Raw genomic sequence first — 16,427 nt, forward strand, 5'->3', positions numbered from 1 at the left:
AGCGGGCTCGGTCAGGGGGTGCGGGTCAGCAGGCGTCCCTTCGGGGCGGTGAACTCGCCGTCGGCGACGACGCGTTCACCGCGCAGCCAGGTCGATCTCACGACGCCGTACAGGGACTTGCCCGCGTACGCGGTGACCCGGTTGCGGTGCTGGAGCCCCGCCGGGTCCACGGTGAAGGTCTCGTCGGGCGCGAGGACGGCGAAGTCGGCGTCCAGGCCCGGGGCGATCGCGCCCTTGCGGTGGTCCAGGCCGACGAGCGCCGCCGTGCGGGCGGACATCCAGCGGACCACGTCCGCCAGGTCGTGGCCGCGCCTGCGGGCCTCGGTCCACACGGCGGGCAGGCTGAGCTGGAGGCCGGAGATGCCGCCCCACGCGGTCGCGAAGTCCGCGGTCTTCAGGTCGGCGGTCGAGGGCGAGTGGTCGGTGACCACGCAGTCGACGGTGCCGTCGGCCAGCGCCTGCCAGAGCAGGTCCTGGTTGGCCGACTCCCGGATGGGCGGGCAGCACTTGAACTCACTGGCCCCGTCGGGGACTTCCTCGGCGGTCAGGGTCAGGTAGTGCGGACACGTCTCCACGGTGATGCGGACGCCGTCCCGCTTGGCCTCGGCGATCAGCGGCAGCGCGTCCGAGGAGGACAGGTGCAGCACGTGCACGCGCGCGTCGAGGCGTTTCGCCTGGGCGATGAGCTGCGCGATCGCGGTGTCCTCGGCGTCCCGCGGCCGTGAGGCGAGGAAGTCGGCGTACCGGGGGCCGCCGTGCTGCGGGGCGGCGGCGAGGTGGCGCGGGTCCTCGGCGTGCACGATCAGCAGGCCGCCGAACGAGGTGATCTCCGCCAGGGACCGGGCCAGCTGCTCCTGGTCGAGGTGCGGGAACTCGTCGACGCCGGACGGGGACAGGAACGCCTTGAAGCCGAAGACGCCGGCCTCGTGCAGCGGGCGCAGGTCCTTGACGTTGCCGGGCAGCGCGCCGCCCCAGAAGCCGACGTCCATGTGGGCCTTGTCGGCGGCGACCTCCCGCTTGACGCGGAGGTTGTCGACCGTCGTGGTCGGCGGGAGGGAGTTGAGCGGCATGTCGACGAGGGTGGTGATGCCGCCGGCCGCCGCGGCGCGGGTCGCGGTCCAGAAGCCCTCCCACTCGGTACGGCCCGGGTCGTTCACGTGCACGTGGGTGTCGACCAGGCCGGGCAGCAGCACGTCGTCGCCGAGGTCCTCCAGGCGGGCACCCGCCGGTACGGGCGTGTCGTGCGGCAGTACGGCCGTGATCGTCCCGGCGGACACGGTGACCGCGGCGGCCCGTGTCCCCTCCGGGGTGATGACCCGCGTCGAGCGCAGTACCAGTTCAGCGTCGGACACCCGGACCCCTCTCTCTGCCGCCGTCTGCTTCCGGAAGGCGGGATGCGCATCCACGCCACGGAATTCAACGTTCTGTTGAAGAAGTCTTCACTCCCGCTCCGGCGGCGTCAAGGGCACACCGCTTCCCGGAACCCCGCGGGCGCGCCCCCTGGACCTTTCCACAAAGTGGAATTATCATTCCATCAGGCAGAACGTAGCTACGCACAAGCAGGGCGTCAACCGGCTGCCGGGTAGGCTTCAGCTCTTCTGCCCGGCCCGAAAGGCAGCCCCGAAAGGAACGCGCCGTGCCGACGTCCAGCGCCAGCACCACCGACTCCGCCAAGTCCGGCGGCGGCGGGGTCCAGTCCCTCGAGCGTGCCTTCGATCTGCTGGAGCGGATGGCGGACGCGGGCGGCGAGGTGGGCCTGAGCGAACTGTCCGCGAGCAGCGGGCTGCCCCTGCCGACGATCCACCGGCTGATGCGCACGCTGGTCGCCTGCGGCTACGTACGCCAGCAACCCAACCGGCGGTACGCGCTCGGGCCCCGGCTGATCCGGCTCGGCGAGTCGGCGTCCCGGCTGCTGGGCACCTGGGCGCGGCCGTACCTCGCCCGGCTGGTCGAGGAGACCGGCGAGACGGCGAACATGGCGCTGCTCGACGGCGACGAGATCGTGTACGTGGCGCAGGTGCCGTCGAAGCACTCGATGCGGATGTTCACCGAGGTGGGCCGGCGGGTGCTGCCGCACTCCACGGGCGTGGGGAAGGCCCTGCTGGCGGGCGTGCCGGACGCGGAGGTGCGGGCGCTGCTGGCGCGGACCGGGATGCCGGCCGCCACGGAGAGGACCATCACCACGCCGGAGGGGTTCCTGGCCGCCCTGGCGGAGGTGCGCGAGCTCGGGTACGCGGTCGACGACAGCGAGCAGGAGGTGGGGGTGCGCTGCCTCGCGGTGTCCGTGCCCGACTCGCCGACGGCCGCCGCCATCTCGATCTCCGGACCCGCCGGGCGGCTCACCGAGGCCGCGACCGGCAAGATCGTGCCGGTGCTGCAGCAGGTGGCCGTCGAACTGTCCCAGGCGCTGGTCAACTCAGGAGCCTGAGGCGCGCGGGCTCCGCGGGACCGCCGCGGGACCCGGGGGCCGGACGCGCACCACGGACCGGCGCGAGCCGCACCGCGGCCGGTCGCGGGAGGCCGACGCCGACCACACCGCGCGCGGTCGCCGCGGGCCGGCGAAGGTCACACCACAGCCGCCCGGCATACCCTCGCGGGCGTTCAGCGTCCCGGTGTCTCGCTGAAGAGGTCCACCGCCTGGCGCACGTCCGCCAGGCCGCGGGACAGGGCGCTCACCGACCCGATGGCTCCCGCGATCAGTAAGAGGGACCGACGCAGGCGCGGGATCTCCGGCAGGCCGCCCGTGGCCATCGCGGCGAGGGCGGCCAGCTCGTCCTCGGCTATCGCGCGGTCCGTGAACTCGGCCGGGTGCGCGGCCAGTTCACGGCGCAGCCGGGAGACCGCCGTCCGCAGTCCCGCCACCCTCGGATCCTCGTCACTGCCGGTCACTGGCCTCTGTCTCTGTCCCAAGCTCCGCAGCACAGCGCTCCCCCTCCCGCCCGTTGCCCCCTGACGGTGGCCGGGCCCCCCGGACGCCGGTCAGTAAACGCCTTCTTCAGCGCCGCGCGCTACAGCACGGACCGAAATTCAGCCCTGCGGAACCGGCCGCCCGCCCCGGCGTCGGGTATGCAGGACGCATGACGGACACGCATGACCAGATCGCCGGGCTGCTGCTGGCCGCCGGTGGGGGCAGGAGGCTCGGCGGGCGGCCCAAGGCGCTCCTGGCGCACCACGGGCGGCCCCTGGTGGAACACGCGGTCGAGGTGCTGCGCGCGGGCGGCTGCGGGCCGGTGCACGTGGTGCTGGGGGCCGCCGCGGACGACGTGCGGGAGCGGGCGCGGCTGAGCGGCTGCGTGGTCGTGGACAACCCGGACTGGGCCCGGGGGATGGGTTCCTCGCTGCGGGTGGGCCTTGCCTCGCTCGCCGGGGCGGGGGTGCGGGCGGCGCTGGTGTCGCTGGTGGACCAGCCGGGGATCGGAAGCGAGGCGGTGGCCCGGGTACTCGGCGGGTTCCGGGACGAGGACTCGCTGGTGGCGGCCGCCTACGACGGCGTGCGCGGCCACCCCGTGCTGTTCGGCGTCCGGCACTGGCCGGAGATCGCCGCGAGCGCGACCGGGGACCGGGGCGCCCGCGCCTACCTCCAGGCCCACGAGGCGGAGATCGCGCTCGTGGAGTGCGCGGACGCGGCCGAGCCGTACGACATCGACACCGAGGCGGATCTGCGCCACCTTGCGTGAACGGGGTGGCACCGAGCGCCGCCTTGACTCGACCCGGAGAATCTCGACATCAACAGACCATTGAACTTCCACAATGAGGAAACTAGTATCCACTGCTCAGAAGCGCCCGTCCCTTGATCGGGTGCGCTTCGCTCTACCCGGAACGACTGGCACCCGGTGCCACCGCTGAAGGAAGTGACAGCTCATGTCCGCACCAGCGCCGTCTCCGCTGGCCATCGTCGACGCCGCGCCCCTGCCCCGGCAGGAGGAGGTGCTCACCGACGCGGCCCTCGCCTTCGTCGCCGAGCTGCACCGGCGGTTCTCACCGCGCCGCGCCGAACTCCTCGCCCGCAGGGCCGAACGCCGCGCCGAGATCGCCCGCACCTCCACCCTCGACTTCCTCCCGGAGACCGCCGCGATCCGCGCGGACGACTCCTGGCGGGTGGCCCCCTCCCCCGCGGCCCTGAACGACCGGCGGGTCGAGATCACCGGCCCCACCGACCGCAAGATGACCATCAACGCCCTCAACTCGGGCGCGAAGGTCTGGCTCGCGGACTTCGAGGACGCCTCGGCGCCGACCTGGGAGAACGTCGTCCTCGGTCAGCTGAACCTGATCGACGCCTACACCCGGAACATCGACTTCACCGACCCCGGCTCCGGCAAGTCGTACGCCCTGCGCCCTGCCGAGGAGCTGGCCACGGTGGTGATGCGGCCGCGCGGCTGGCACCTGGACGAGCGGCACGTCGAGGTCGACGGCGAGCAGGTGCCCGGCGCCTTCGTCGACTTCGGTCTCTACTTCTTCCACAACGCGAAGCGGCTGCTCGACCTCGGCAAGGGCCCCTACTTCTACCTGCCGAAGACCGAGTCGCACCTCGAAGCCCGGCTGTGGAACGACGTGTTCGTCTTCGCCCAGGACTACGTCGGCGTCCCGCAGGGCACCGTCCGCGCCACCGTGCTGATCGAGACCATCACGGCCGCCTACGAGATGGAGGAGATCCTCTACGAACTCCGCGACCACGCCTCGGGACTGAACGCGGGCCGCTGGGACTACCTGTTCTCCATCGTCAAGAACTTCCGTGACGGCGGGCCCCGGTTCGTCCTCCCGGACCGCAACGCGGTCACGATGACCGCCCCGTTCATGCGGGCGTACACCGAACTCCTCGTCCGCACCTGCCACAAGCGCGGGGCGCACGCGATCGGCGGCATGGCGGCCTTCATCCCGTCCCGGCGCGACCCCGAGGTCAACAAGGTGGCCTTCGAGAAGGTCCGCGCCGACAAGGACCGCGAGGCGAGCGACGGTTTCGACGGCTCCTGGGTCGCCCACCCCGACCTGGTGCCGATCGCCATGGAGTCCTTCGACCGGGTCCTCGGCGACCGGCCGAACCAGAAGGACCGGCTCCGCGAGGACGTCCGTGTCGAGGCCGCCGACCTGATCGCCGTCGACTCGCTGGACGCGAAGCCGACCTACCCCGGGCTCGTCAACGCCGTCCAGGTGGGCATCCGCTACATCGAGGCCTGGCTGCGCGGCCTGGGCGCGGTGGCCATCTTCAACCTCATGGAGGACGCGGCGACCGCGGAGATCTCCCGCTCGCAGATCTGGCAGTGGATCAACGCGGGCGTCGAGTTCGAGAACGGCGAGAAGGCCACACCGGAGCTGGCCCGCACGATCGCCGCCGGGGAACTCGACGCCATCCGCGGGGAGATCGGCGAGGAGGCCTTCGCGGCCGGCCACTGGCAGCAGGCGCACGACCTGCTGCTCACCGTCGCCCTCGACGACGACTACGCCGACTTCCTGACGCTGCCGGCCTACCGGCAGCTGCGCGGCTGACCCTCAGGGACTCATCCGTCCGAATGGCCCAGGGACTTCCCCGGGGCCACTCGGTCGCGTACGGCCCGCTTCACCGCCGTGGGCTCGGGAAAGCCCTGCTCCTTGCGGTCCCACACCACCTCGCCGTCCACCCGGACGACGAAGACACCGCCCGTGCCGGGCTTGAGGGACAGCTCGGTCAGGTCGGTCTCGAAGGTGGTCAGCAGTTCCTGGGCGAGCCAGGCGGCGCGCGGCAGCCAGCGGCACCGGGTGCAGTACTCGATCTCGACGCGACGGCTCTCGCTCATCCGAGATGCACCGACCAGTCCTGCCGGGCCGCCGGCTTGCCGTGCAGGTCGGGGACCTGCTTCAGCCAGGCCGGGCGTCCCCGCTGGGCTCTGGCCGCGCGGTCGGCGTCCTCGGCGGCGAGCTGGTCGCGGTCCGGGAAGTCGGTGGGCAGCCACTGCGCGGAGGCCCGGACCCGGGCCAGCAGATAGCCCACGTAGGCCTCGCGCATCTCGTCGGGCGTGCCGAAGTCGGTGAGCCAGGCGTCCGGGACCTCGGCGAGGATGTCCCTGAGCAGCCTCTCGGTCACCCTGGGCGCGAGTTCGGCGTCGGCGGCCGCGGTGTCGGGACCGAACCGGCCGAGGGCGTGGTGCCGGAAGTCGTAGGCCTTCTCGGGGGCCGAGGCGTCCCAGCGGTGGTGGAAGACGAGGGCGGCGCCGTGGTCGATGAGCCACAGGCGCGGGGGCGCGGTGCCGAACGTCGGCCAGACCATGAGGTTGGAGCTGTGCACGGTACGGTCGACGTTGACGGTGAGCGCGTCCAGCCAGACGATCCGGCCGGCCTCCAGCGGGTCCACCGGGAAGACCTCGGCGATCTGCGGGGTGAAGTCCTTCGCGCCGGGCAGGAAGTCCATCCCGAGGTTGATCCCGGCGCTGGCCGCGTGCAGTTCGCGCACCTCCTGGTGCGGCTCGTCGTCGGCGATCGCCGGGTCGAAGCGGACCAGGACCAGCTCGGGGAAGCGCAGTCCCAGGGCCCGCGCCAGCTCGCCCACGATCACCTCGGCGACCAGCGCCTTGCGGCCCTGCGCGGAGCCGGTGAACTTCACGACGTAGGTACCGAGGTCGTCGGCCTCGACGATGCCGGGCACGGAGCCGCCGGACCGCAGGGGTTCGACGTAGCGGGTCGCGGTCACCTCTCTCAGCATGTCCTCGGGCCACCCATCCCTTCGGCGTCACCGCCCCCCGGCGTGAAGAGACCATAGTAACCGAGGGTGACCGCGGGCGGAGGGTGCGATCAGGGCCGCTCCGGCTCCGGCGCGGCCAGCGGGTTCGGCAGCGGCAGGTACCGCGCGTCGGCGCCGTCCGCGCCGGTCCAGCGCAGCAGCAGGTTCGTCTTGCCGGGCAGGGTCGGCGAGGCGGCCAGGGCGCGCGCCTCCAGGAGTCCGTGCCGGGCCAGTTCCCGGCGGACCGCGGGCCACGGATCGAACCCGGGGCGGCGCTCGGCGAGCGCGGCGGCGACCTCGATCAGGTGGTTGACGACCAGGCAGTACACCAGCCGCTCCCACCCGGCGGCCCGCTCCACGTCGGCCAGCAGCTTGACGCCCTCGGCGTCCCGGTACAGCGCCTGCACCGGCATGCCGTCCGCGTCGACGGCCACCAGGGTGTTCTGCAGATGTGCCTCGAGGACGACGCCGTGGTCCGCGAAGGCCGTGAGCGCCGGGGGCACGACCGCGCGCAGGTACGCCCGCCACCAGGCCCCGGGGTCCGCCTGCGCGGCCGGCGGGCTGCCCTCGAAGCCCTCCACCAGGCCCGCCGCGAGCAGCGGGGTCGCGCCGGGCAGCAGCGAGCCGCGCAGCCCGTCCCGGACGACGACGGCCAGTTGCTCGAAGGCGAAGCGGGCGGTGCGGTAGCCGCGGTCGCCGAGCCAGGCCGCGGGCCCGTCCATCGCGGCGAAGGCGGCGGTCACGGCGGCGTTCGTGCGGCGCAGCCGGCGCAGGTCGTGCGCCCACAGCCGGCGGATGTCGTTGGTGATGCGGACGTCCAGGCTGAACTTCAGGAAGAGGTCGCGGGCCGGGTCGTACACCGTGCGGATCGCGGCCGTGGGCCAGACCTCGGCCCCGGTCCGCGCCAGCCGCACCAGCCGTCCGTCGGCGAAGGCCGCCGCCAGGTCCGGGCCGGCCAGGTCGAGCTGCCAGGGATGGGCGGGCAGCAGCCGGTAGCCCGGCGGTACGGCGGCCGCGGCGTCCAGCGCCGAGGTGTCGCCCTCGTCCACCACCTGGTCCTCGCGCACCCCGAGCAGCACCAGCGGGAACCGGGCGTGCGCCTCGGGCGCGTACGGCATCCAGGCGGTGACCGGGCCGCCGCCGCGCGCCTTCGGGGCAGGGTGGTAGGGATGGCCGGTGATGAGGGACTGCTCCGAGCGCAGGTACGGGTCGTCGGGCGCCGTCGCCCGTGCGCGTGCCGTGAGCAGCGCGGCGACCGCGTCCCTGCTGTCGATCATCTCGGCGGGCAGGTCGCCGTTGGAGAGCCCGGTGTGCGCGCGCAGTTCCTCGGCGACGAGTTTCACCAGCTCGGTGTGGCCGATGCGGTGCCAGCGGCCGGCCGCGTACACCTCGGGCGCGGCCGGCCGGCGCGCGCCGCGCACCCGCAGCAGCCGGCCGCCGCCGGGCAGCCGGTAGACGCGGGCCTCGCCCCGCCCGGCGTCCGGGAGCGGCTCGGCCACCTCCCGGAGCAGGCAGTTGAGCAGGGGCGCGGCGGCGTACGCGTCGGCGCGCTCGCCGACGCGGTCGCTGGAGAGGTCGAGATCCACGCGTTCCATTCGTTCGCTACGTCCACACAGTCCGATCCTGATCAGTATGTCTGTCGTAGACAGCCATCATGACCGCCGCACCGCGTTCCGAGGAGCCTTCCCGTGCACCGTCCCTCCCCCATCGAGACACAGCTCGCCACGGAGCTGGCCGAGGCGCGGCCGGACCTGGTGTCCCGGTACACGGCCGAGCTGCCCGGGGCGCGGGCGGCGGTGCTGACCCGGCTGTGGCGGGCGCTGGCGCACGAGCCGCTGCCGTGGGTGACGCGCCGGGTGCGCGGCGCGCACAGCCTGGCGCTGCGGCTGGCCGACGGACGCGCGCTGCACGGCCCGCACGCGGACCCGTACGCCACCGCCGCGTACGTGAGGGCGGTACGGCTGAACGGGGTGCCGTACGACGATCCGGCGCGGCTGATGACCGATCTGGGGTGGCCGCACTCGGCGGGGTTCGCGGCCGAGCTCGGGCACAGCGCTGCCTCGCTGGCCCTGTCGCGGGCGGACCGGGAGGCGGCCGGCGAGGAGTGGCCCGGGCAGGACTGGGAGTGGGAGCAGCGGGTGGTGGACGGGCATCCCTTCCATCCCAACTGCCGTTCCCGGCCCGGTTTCTCGGTGGCGGACCAGCTCGCGTACGGGCCGGAGCACCGGCCGGCGGTACGGCTGGAGACGGTTCCGGTGGCGGCCGGGGAGTGCCTGGTGACCGGCGACTGGCCGGACGAACTCCGCGACGGAAAAAGGCTGTTGATCCCTGTGCACCCCTGGCAGACGGCCCATGTCCTCAAGGGCGGCCCCGGCGAGCCCTGGCGCACCGCGCATCCGCTGATGTCCCTGCGCACCCTCGCGCTCCCCGGCGGAACGCACGTGAAGACCGCGCTCAGCGCCCGGCTGACCTCGTCCGTCCGGGACATCTCGGCGTACTCGGTCGAGGCGGCCGCGACCCTGTCGTCGTTCGCCTCCGACCTGGCGGCGCGCACGGACGGCCTCCTGCACGTCACTCGCACCCTGGGCGCGGCGAGCGCCGACTCGCCCGACCTGGCGGCGGTGCTGCGCGAGTCGCCCGAGGCGTACGCGGGGCCGGGCGAGCGGGTCCTGCCGGTGGCCGCCCTGACCACCACCGGCCTGCCCGGCTCGCCCGCCTGGCTGGCCGGGTTCACCCGGCTCGCGCTGACCGTGGGACTGCGGCTGCTGGATCTGGGCGTGGCTCTGGAGGCGCACGGCCAGAACCTCCTGGTGGTGCTCTCCGGCACCGGGGCGCCGCTCCGGCTCGTCTACCGCGACCTGGCCGACATCCGGCTCAGCCCGGCCCGTCTGACCCGGCACGGCATCACCCCGCCCGAGCTGACGGGACGCCTGGTCACGGACGACGAAACGATGCTGCGCCGCAAGCTGTTCGGCTCCCTGGTCGCGGGCGCCCTGGCGGGCACGGCGGGCTCCGGGCCGGCGCTCGCGGCCGCGCTGGACACGGCCGTACGGGACCTCCCGGCTACCGCCGACCTGACGGCCCTCCTCGAAGGTCCGCTGCCCGCGAAGGCGTTGACGCTGATGCGGCTGTCGCCGGAGACGCCCGGGGACCGGTGGGCGGCGCTGCCGAATCCGCTGGCGGCGGTGGGCTGAACGCCCACCTCCCGGCCGGCCACCCGCCGTTGGCCCGCCGGCCGCTCGCGTTTCGCCGTCCGGTCCTCGTTTTGGAGCCCGGCGCCTCTGATCAATAGGATCCGCCGATGATCAGAACACAACGGACGGCGGCGGGAGTCTGCGCTCTGCTCGCCGCCCTGGCGGCCGGGATCGCGTTCCCCGCCGGAGCGGCCGCCGACGAGACGGACGAGACCGGCCAGGCCGCTCCCAAGGTGGAGCTGGTGCTGGACGTCAGCGGTTCCATGCGGACGGCGGACATCGACGGCGGGACGCGGATGGCCGCGGCCAAGCAGGCGTTCAACGACGTCCTGGACGCCACGCCCGAGGGGGTCCAGCTCGGCATCCGCACGCTCGGCGCCAACTACGCCGGAAACGACAAGAAGACCGGCTGCAAGGACACCGCGCAGCTCTATCCGGTCAGCACCCTGGACCGTACGGAGGCCAAGACCGCCGTCGCCACGCTCGCGCCGACCGGGTGGACCCCCATCGGCCCCGCGCTGCTCAAGGCGGCCGACGATCTCCAGGGCGGCTCCGGTACCCGCCGTATCGTCCTGATCAGCGACGGCGAGGACACCTGCCAGCCGCTGGACCCGTGCGAGGTGGCCCGCGAGATCGCCGCCAAGGGCGTCGGGCTGACCATCGACACCCTCGGCCTGGTACCGGACGCCAAGACCCGGGACCAGCTGAGCTGCATCGCGGACGCGACCGGCGGCACCTACACCTCCGTACAGCACAAGGAGGAACTGACCGACCGGGTCGGCCAGTTGGTGGACCGGGCCGCCGATCCGGTGGTGACGCCGGTGGCCACCGACGGCAGCGGGCAGTGCTCCTCGGCGCCCGCGCTGAAGTCCGGGCTGTACACCGACCGCGAGGAGTTCGGGCAGCAGCGCTGGTACAAGGTCGACGTCAACCCCGGCCAGGAGCTGCGGGCTTCGGTCAGCGTCGCCGCCGACCGGGCCGTCAACCCGGACTACGGCGTGCTGTTGCGCGCGGTGACCGTGCACGGACGCGAGATAGTGCGGGGCGAGGCGTCAGGCACCGGCCGCACCGACGTCATCTCGACCGGCCTGCGGTACCCGAAGGCCGAGAGCGACGACGAGGAGGACACCACCCCGGAGACCGTCTGCCTCCAGGTGACCAACTCCTTCTCGGCCGCGGCCGGCGTGAAGACCAGCCCGGGCCTGCCCGTCGAGCTGACGGTGGACGTCGTGGACGGGCCGTCGAAGGCGTCCGACGTCGCCTCCTTCGGTCTCGGCCGCGGCTGGTGGCTGCTCGGCGCGCTCGTGCTGACCGGCTTCCTGGCGGGTCTGGTGTGGGGCTGGGTGTCGCGCTGGCGGGTAGCGGTCTGGAGGACCAACTGATGTCGATCACACGTGTGCTGAGCGCCGCCCTGCTGGCGGTCGGGCTGGCCGCCGGTCCGGCCGTCGCCGACGACGCCTCGCCCTCCCCGAGCGCCTCCGAGGACGGCGGCGCGCCCACCCAGGCGGGCACGTCCTTCCGTACCGCGACCGAGCTCGACCAGGGTCAGCGGGCCACCGCGAGCGGATCGACGGGCGACTACCTGTACTGGTCGTTCCCCGCCGACGCGGGACAGCGTCCCGACGTCAAGGCGACGGTGAAGCTGCCCGACTCGCACGGGACGCAGACCTGGCAGCTCGACGTGTACGACGGTCTGCGGCGCCGCCAGGCCTGCCAGTACGGCGCGGCGACCCGCACGGCCCCGCAGGGCGCCGCGACGGTGGAGCTGGCGTGCGTGATGCGTACCGTCCGCGCCTGGTCGGAGCCCTGGGCCAACGACCCGCTGCCCGGCACGTACTACGTCCGGCTGACCGTGGTGGACCTCGGCAACGCGGACCTCGGCCAGCCGGTGAGCACCGAGGTCCGGGTGGACTCCAAGGACATCGGCGGCGCGGCGGCGGTGGACGGCTCGCTGGCGAAGCCGCTGGTGCCGGGCATCGCGGTGAGCGCGGAGAAGAGCGGCGACGGCAAGGCCGCCGTGCTCTCCAGCTTCGGTTCCAACGACGGCTGGTCCTCCGGCTGGTGGACCGACCGCTGGGTGTGGACCGGCATCGGCGGCATACTGGCCGCCCTCGCGGGCATCGGCGGATACGCGCTGACCCGCGGAGCGGGCCGTCCGCGCCAGGTGCCGCCGGGCGCCTGATCCGTCATGTCCCGTCGGCCGGGCCCCCGTTCGCGGGGGCCCGGCCGTCGTCCCGGACCTCCCGCAGTCTCTTGGCCGGCGGGCCGTCACCGGTCACCGTCACCCGTCCGGCCCGTACCGCGTCCGCGAGGGTCAGCTCCCCGCGGGCCAGCGCCGCGCCCGTCGCGGTGTCGAGCAGGAGCCGCGCGTCGGGCTCGCGGGGCGCGGGTCCGTCGCCGTACACCGGGCCGTCCTCCGCTCCCGCGTACAGGTGGAACTCCCCTTCACCGAGCCGGATCTCGACCAGCCCCTCGCCGTCCAGGGCCCGCAGCAGCGGCAGCGCGAACCAGTGCGCGCGGACCGCGTCGGTGGGCCGGCGCTCGCCCAGCTCGGGCTCGCCCCACCGCCCCAGCGCCTGGATCACCGGGAGCAACGCACGTCCGCGTTCGGTGAGTTCGTACACGTACGCCGCGGCGGGCGGAGGCAGCCGCCGCCGGGTGGCGACGTGGTCCCGCTCCATGTCCTTCAGCCGGGAGGCGAGGACGTCCGTGCTGACCCCCGGCAGATCCGCGTGCAGGTCCGTGTAGCGGCGGGGACCGGCCAGCAGCTCCCGGACGATCAGCAGGGTCCAGCGGTCGCCGACGACGTCGAGGGCACGGGCCGCGGAGCAGAACTGGTCGTAGCTTCGGCGAGGTGACATGCGGCGCAGTCTAGACAAGATGTTGGACTTTCCAAGCTGCCACTTGGTAAAACCAAGCAACACGAGTTTCCGGAGGGGCGCATGGAGTTCCGGCAGTCCAACAAGCTCAGCGAGGTCTGTTACGAGATCCGCGGACCGGTGATCGAGCACGCCAACGCGCTGGAGGAGGCGGGCCACAGCGTGCTCCGCCTGAACACCGGCAACCCCGCCCTGTTCGGCTTCGAGGCGCCGGAGGAGATCCTCCAGGACATGATCCGGATGCTCCCGCAGGCCCACGGCTACACCGACTCGCGCGGCATCCTCTCCGCCCGCCGGGCGGTGGCCCAGCGCTACCAGGCCCTCGGCCTGGGGGTGGACGTCGACGACGTCTTCCTCGGCAACGGCGTCTCGGAGCTGGTCTCCATGGCCGTACAGGCGCTGGTCGAGGACGGCGACGAGATCCTGATCCCCGCCCCCGACTTCCCCCTGTGGACCGCGGTGACCACCCTGGCCGGCGGCAAGGCCGTGCACTACCTCTGCGACGAGCAGGCCGACTGGTACCCGGACCTCGCCGACATGGAGGCGAAGATCACGGACCGCACCAAGGCCGTGGTCGTCATCAACCCCAACAACCCGACCGGCGCCGTCTATCCGAAGGAGATCGTCGAGGGCGTCCTCGACCTGGCGCGCCGGCACGGCCTGATGGTCTTCGCCGACGAGATCTACGACCAGATCCTGTACGACGACGCCGTCCACCACTCGGCCGCGGCCCTCGCACCCGACCTCGTGGTCCTCACCTTCTGCGGCCTGTCCAAGACCTACCGGGTGGCCGGCTTCCGCTCGGGCTGGCTCGTCGTCACCGGCCCCAGGCAGCACGCGAAGGACTACCTGGAGGGCCTCACCATGCTGGCCTCCATGCGTCTGTGCGCCAACGCGCCCGCCCAGTACGCCATCCAGGCCGCGCTCGGCGGCCGCCAGTCCATCCGCGAACTCACCGCCCCCGGCGGCCGGCTGCACGAACAGCGTTCGGTGGCCTGGGAGAAGCTCAACGAGATCCCCGGCGTCAGCTGCGTCAAGCCCAAGGGCGCCCTGTACGCCTTCCCGCGCCTGGATCCCAAGGTCCACCGGATCCACGACGACGAGCGGTTCGTCCTTGACCTGCTCCTCCAGGAGAAGATCCAGGTCGTACAGGGCACCGGCTTCAACTGGCCCGCGCCGGACCACTTCCGCATCCTCACCCTCCCGCACGCGGACGACCTGGAGACCGCGATCGGCCGGATCGGGCGGTTCCTGAGCGGGTACCGGCAGTAGAGCCGGGCCGGACCGTGCGCGGACCGTACGACGCGGGTATCCCCTCCCCATGACCCAGCGCCCGCTGCTCCTCCTCGACGTCGACGGACCCCTCAACCCGTTCCGGGCCCGGCTGCTGCGGCACCGCGGCTACGTGACCCACCGGCTGCGCCCGGCGGCCTGGGCCGCCCGCCAGCGGCCCGGCTCGCGCGGGCTCCGCCGCGGGCTGCGGGTGCGGCTGCATCCGGGGCACGGGGCCCGGCTGCTCGCGCTCCCCTACGAGCTGGCCTGGGCCACCACCTGGACGCACGAGGCCAACGAGCTGATCGGACCGGCCGTCGGACTGCCCGAACTGCCCGTCATCGAGTGGCCCGAGCCGTTCGCGAAGGATCCGGACGGGCTGTACTGGAAGACGCGGACCGTGGTGGCCTGGGCGGCGGGGCGGCCGTTCGTGTGGGTGGACGACATGGTCACCGACCTGGACGTCCGCCATGTCGCCGAGCACCACGAGGGCCCCGCGTTGCTCCTTCCGGTCGACGCGCGCCACGGTCTGCGGGCGCGTGAGTTCGCCGAACTGGAACGCTGGGCTCATAGCCTCTGACGTATGGCTGATGTCTTTCTCGTCCGGCACGGTGAGACCGAGTGGTCGCGGTCCGGACGGCACACCGGATGGACCGACCTGCCCCTCACCGAGCACGGGCGGGAGGAGGCACGGCGGCTGGCTCCGCTGATCCGCTCGCAGCACGTCGGAGCCGCCTTCGTCAGCCCGCTCCAGCGGGCCCGCCAGACCGCAGAACTGATCGGCGCGCCCGACGCCAGCGTCGACGCCGACCTGCGGGAGTGGGACTACGGCGGCTACGAGGGCGTGACCACCGAGGAGATCCAGCGCACCCGGCCGGGCTGGTTCCTCTTCACCGACGGGGTGGCGCCCGGTCCGCCGGAGCATCCGGGCGAGACGCCGGAGGAGGTCGGCGCGCGGGCCGACCGGATGCTGGCCCGCGTCGACGCGGCCCTCGCCGGGACGCAGGGAGGCGTGCTGCTGGTCGCTCACGGCCACTTCCTGCGCGTCCTGACCGCCCGGCGCCTGGGCCTGCCGCCCGCCGACGGCGCCCTGTTCCGGCTGGAGACCGGCACCCTGAGCCGGCTCGGCACGGAACACGGCCGTCCGGTGATCGCGGGCTGGAACATCCGGCCGGGCGAGCCGGACCGTTGACCGGGCCGGCGGCGTTCGGCCGGTCGGGTGTCAGTGCGCGGTCGTACCCTTCGCGGAACGGACCGGGACGCGTCCGCGGGGACCGACACCGAGGAGGAGCACACCGTGACCAGAGCTCCCTCCGCCGCGCAGCGGCGGGTCATCGACGCCGCCGACCCGGTCAGCGGGCGGCTGCGGGGTACGCGTGCGCAGTTGGCGGCGCTGGTGTCGCGGGGGCTCGCCTTCCGGCATCCGCGGCCTCCGCACGACCACTTCCTGACGCCCGCGGGACATCGGCTGCGCGCCGAGGACACGGCGGCTCCGGCCGAGGGCACGGCGGCGCGGCCCGGTACGGCGGCTTCGGCAGAGGAGGACCGGGTGTTCGCGGCACGGGTCGGCGGCGAGGAGGACGCCGTCGACGGGCCCGCTCGCGCGCGTGAGGTGCACAGCGCCTGGCAGGGGCTCCTGGAACTGCGCCGGATGACCAACCGCGACGGTGCCACGGACCGGCCGTGCGACTGGGAGCGCACGCACCTGGTGCGGGCCGCCGCCCTGGCCCTGGAGGCGTCGGGGCAGCCGCCCGAGGGTCCGGCGACGGCCGGGTACCGGGTGCGGGCGACCCCGCAGCCCGAGGCGGTCGCCGTGTACGCCCCGGCGGGCGAGCCGCTGCGGGCCTGCGCGGCCGCCCTGGAGCGGGCCGGCTGGCAGACCGGCGAGTACACGGAGCCCAGGACCCGGACCCGCCATCTGCTGGCCTCGCCGCGCCGGGTCTGACGGCGACGCCCGTCAGGCGTCGAGCAGTTCGGGCCGGTGCTCGGCGTCGTAGGCGGCCCGCGCCCGCGCGACGTGACCGCGGTTGCGCTCGGCCCAGTCGGTGAGCCGGCGCAGCGTCTCGTGCAGTTCCAGGGCGACCGGCGTGAGTCCGTACTCCACCTTCGGGGGCACGGTCGGGTGCACCGTGCGGGTGACCAGGCCGTCGCGCTCCAGGTTGCGCAGGGTCAGGGTCAGCATCCGGCGGCTGATGCCCTCGATCCCGCGCTCCAGCTCGGTGAACCGGAGGGGACCGCGCGAGGCCGCGACCAGGATCTGGACGCTCCACTTGCCGGCGACCCGGTCGAGCACCTCACGGACCCGGCAGGTGTCCGCGTCGACGGCCTGGACGCTCGCACCGGTGTTCCTCTGGGACATCTGGCTGCCTCCTCACGTCTCCCCCGATGCTC

Annotated in this window: 17 protein-coding genes; 10 read left to right on the top strand and 7 right to left on the bottom strand. The window is 73.5% G+C overall.

The window, feature by feature from the left end:
• Positions 1-11: 11 nt before the first annotated feature.
• Positions 12-1,352: an allantoinase AllB gene (gene allB, locus ACIRQ9_RS29475; protein WP_404179936.1), complete on the bottom strand. Its 1,341-nt coding sequence runs from the start codon at positions 1,350-1,352 to the stop codon at positions 12-14.
• A 284-nt stretch (positions 1,353-1,636) separates the two neighbouring features.
• Between allB and ACIRQ9_RS29480 the strand changes: the two genes are divergently transcribed.
• Positions 1,637-2,428, top strand: a complete 792-nt coding sequence (locus ACIRQ9_RS29480; RefSeq protein WP_404179938.1) for an IclR family transcriptional regulator — start codon at positions 1,637-1,639, stop codon at positions 2,426-2,428.
• 173 nt (positions 2,429-2,601) lie between these two features.
• On the opposite strand, the gene ACIRQ9_RS29485 is transcribed toward ACIRQ9_RS29480, so the two are convergent.
• Positions 2,602-2,922, bottom strand: coding sequence for a DUF5955 family protein (locus tag ACIRQ9_RS29485; protein WP_404179941.1), 321 nt, complete (start codon positions 2,920-2,922; stop codon positions 2,602-2,604).
• 155 nt (positions 2,923-3,077) lie between these two features.
• On the opposite strand from ACIRQ9_RS29485, the gene ACIRQ9_RS29490 reads away from it, so the two are divergent.
• Both ACIRQ9_RS29490 and aceB read left to right on the top strand, forming a co-directional pair.
• Positions 3,078-3,677 carry an NTP transferase domain-containing protein gene (locus tag ACIRQ9_RS29490; protein ID WP_404179944.1) on the top strand — a complete coding sequence of 200 codons (600 nt, stop codon included), beginning with the start codon at positions 3,078-3,080 and terminating at the stop codon, positions 3,675-3,677.
• Between the two features lie 184 nt (positions 3,678-3,861).
• Positions 3,862-5,484 carry a malate synthase A gene (gene aceB, locus ACIRQ9_RS29495; protein WP_404179947.1) on the top strand — a complete coding sequence of 541 codons (1,623 nt, stop codon included), beginning with the start codon at positions 3,862-3,864 and terminating at the stop codon, positions 5,482-5,484.
• A gap of 11 nt (positions 5,485-5,495) precedes the next feature.
• Here aceB and ACIRQ9_RS29500 read toward each other — a convergent pair whose 3' ends face one another.
• The 3 genes from ACIRQ9_RS29500 to ACIRQ9_RS29510 all read right to left on the bottom strand — a co-directional run bounded on the left by ACIRQ9_RS29500 (position 5,496) and on the right by ACIRQ9_RS29510 (position 8,286).
• On the bottom strand, positions 5,496-5,771 hold the full coding sequence (locus tag ACIRQ9_RS29500; RefSeq protein ID WP_404179950.1) for a SelT/SelW/SelH family protein: 276 nt from the start codon (positions 5,769-5,771) through the stop codon (positions 5,496-5,498).
• Positions 5,768-6,673 (bottom strand): HipA family kinase, encoded by a 906-nt coding sequence (locus tag ACIRQ9_RS29505; RefSeq protein ID WP_404179954.1) that lies wholly within the window; start codon positions 6,671-6,673, stop codon positions 5,768-5,770. The genes ACIRQ9_RS29500 and ACIRQ9_RS29505 overlap by 4 nt, the downstream gene beginning before the upstream one ends.
• A gap of 89 nt (positions 6,674-6,762) precedes the next feature.
• The gene (locus ACIRQ9_RS29510) at positions 6,763-8,286 is read right to left on the bottom strand and encodes an IucA/IucC family protein (RefSeq protein WP_404179958.1); all 1,524 of its coding nucleotides are present in this window, start codon (positions 8,284-8,286) and stop codon (positions 6,763-6,765) included.
• Positions 8,287-8,379: 93 nt separating this feature from the next.
• On the opposite strand from ACIRQ9_RS29510, the gene ACIRQ9_RS29515 reads away from it, so the two are divergent.
• The 3 genes from ACIRQ9_RS29515 (at position 8,380) to ACIRQ9_RS29525 (ending at position 12,067) form a co-directional block, all read left to right on the top strand.
• Entirely contained in the window at positions 8,380-9,885 is a 1,506-nt protein-coding gene (locus ACIRQ9_RS29515; RefSeq protein WP_404179961.1) for an IucA/IucC family protein, read from the top strand.
• A 107-nt stretch (positions 9,886-9,992) separates the two neighbouring features.
• A complete protein-coding gene (locus ACIRQ9_RS29520) occupies positions 9,993-11,267 on the top strand; it encodes a VWA domain-containing protein (protein WP_404179964.1) in 1,275 nt (424 codons plus the stop codon).
• Positions 11,267-12,067 (top strand): hypothetical protein, encoded by an 801-nt coding sequence (locus ACIRQ9_RS29525; protein WP_404179967.1) that lies wholly within the window; start codon positions 11,267-11,269, stop codon positions 12,065-12,067. Before ACIRQ9_RS29520 ends, ACIRQ9_RS29525 begins: the two co-directional genes overlap by 1 nt.
• A 4-nt stretch (positions 12,068-12,071) precedes the next feature.
• On the opposite strand, the gene ACIRQ9_RS29530 is transcribed toward ACIRQ9_RS29525, so the two are convergent.
• Positions 12,072-12,746, bottom strand: coding sequence for a winged helix-turn-helix transcriptional regulator (locus ACIRQ9_RS29530; protein ID WP_404179970.1), 675 nt, complete (start codon positions 12,744-12,746; stop codon positions 12,072-12,074).
• An 81-nt stretch (positions 12,747-12,827) separates the two neighbouring features.
• On the opposite strand from ACIRQ9_RS29530, the gene ACIRQ9_RS29535 reads away from it, so the two are divergent.
• The 4 genes from ACIRQ9_RS29535 (at position 12,828) to ACIRQ9_RS29550 (ending at position 15,981) form a co-directional block, all read left to right on the top strand.
• On the top strand, positions 12,828-14,036 hold the full coding sequence (locus ACIRQ9_RS29535) for a pyridoxal phosphate-dependent aminotransferase (protein WP_404179972.1): 1,209 nt from the start codon (positions 12,828-12,830) through the stop codon (positions 14,034-14,036).
• A gap of 49 nt (positions 14,037-14,085) precedes the next feature.
• Positions 14,086-14,616, top strand: a complete 531-nt coding sequence (locus ACIRQ9_RS29540) for a hypothetical protein (RefSeq protein ID WP_404179975.1) — start codon at positions 14,086-14,088, stop codon at positions 14,614-14,616.
• Between the two features lie 3 nt (positions 14,617-14,619).
• Positions 14,620-15,228, top strand: a complete 609-nt coding sequence (locus ACIRQ9_RS29545; protein WP_404179978.1) for a histidine phosphatase family protein — start codon at positions 14,620-14,622, stop codon at positions 15,226-15,228.
• A gap of 105 nt (positions 15,229-15,333) precedes the next feature.
• Positions 15,334-15,981: a hypothetical protein gene (locus ACIRQ9_RS29550; protein ID WP_404179981.1), complete on the top strand. Its 648-nt coding sequence runs from the start codon at positions 15,334-15,336 to the stop codon at positions 15,979-15,981.
• A gap of 12 nt (positions 15,982-15,993) precedes the next feature.
• On the opposite strand, the gene ACIRQ9_RS29555 is transcribed toward ACIRQ9_RS29550, so the two are convergent.
• On the bottom strand, positions 15,994-16,395 hold the full coding sequence (locus ACIRQ9_RS29555) for a winged helix-turn-helix transcriptional regulator (RefSeq protein WP_404179984.1): 402 nt from the start codon (positions 16,393-16,395) through the stop codon (positions 15,994-15,996).
• Positions 16,396-16,427 lie beyond the last annotated feature (32 nt).

The organism is Streptomyces sp. NPDC101237 (assembly GCF_044767465.1).
GTDB classification, from domain to species: domain Bacteria; phylum Actinomycetota; class Actinomycetes; order Streptomycetales; family Streptomycetaceae; genus Streptomyces; species Streptomyces gramineus.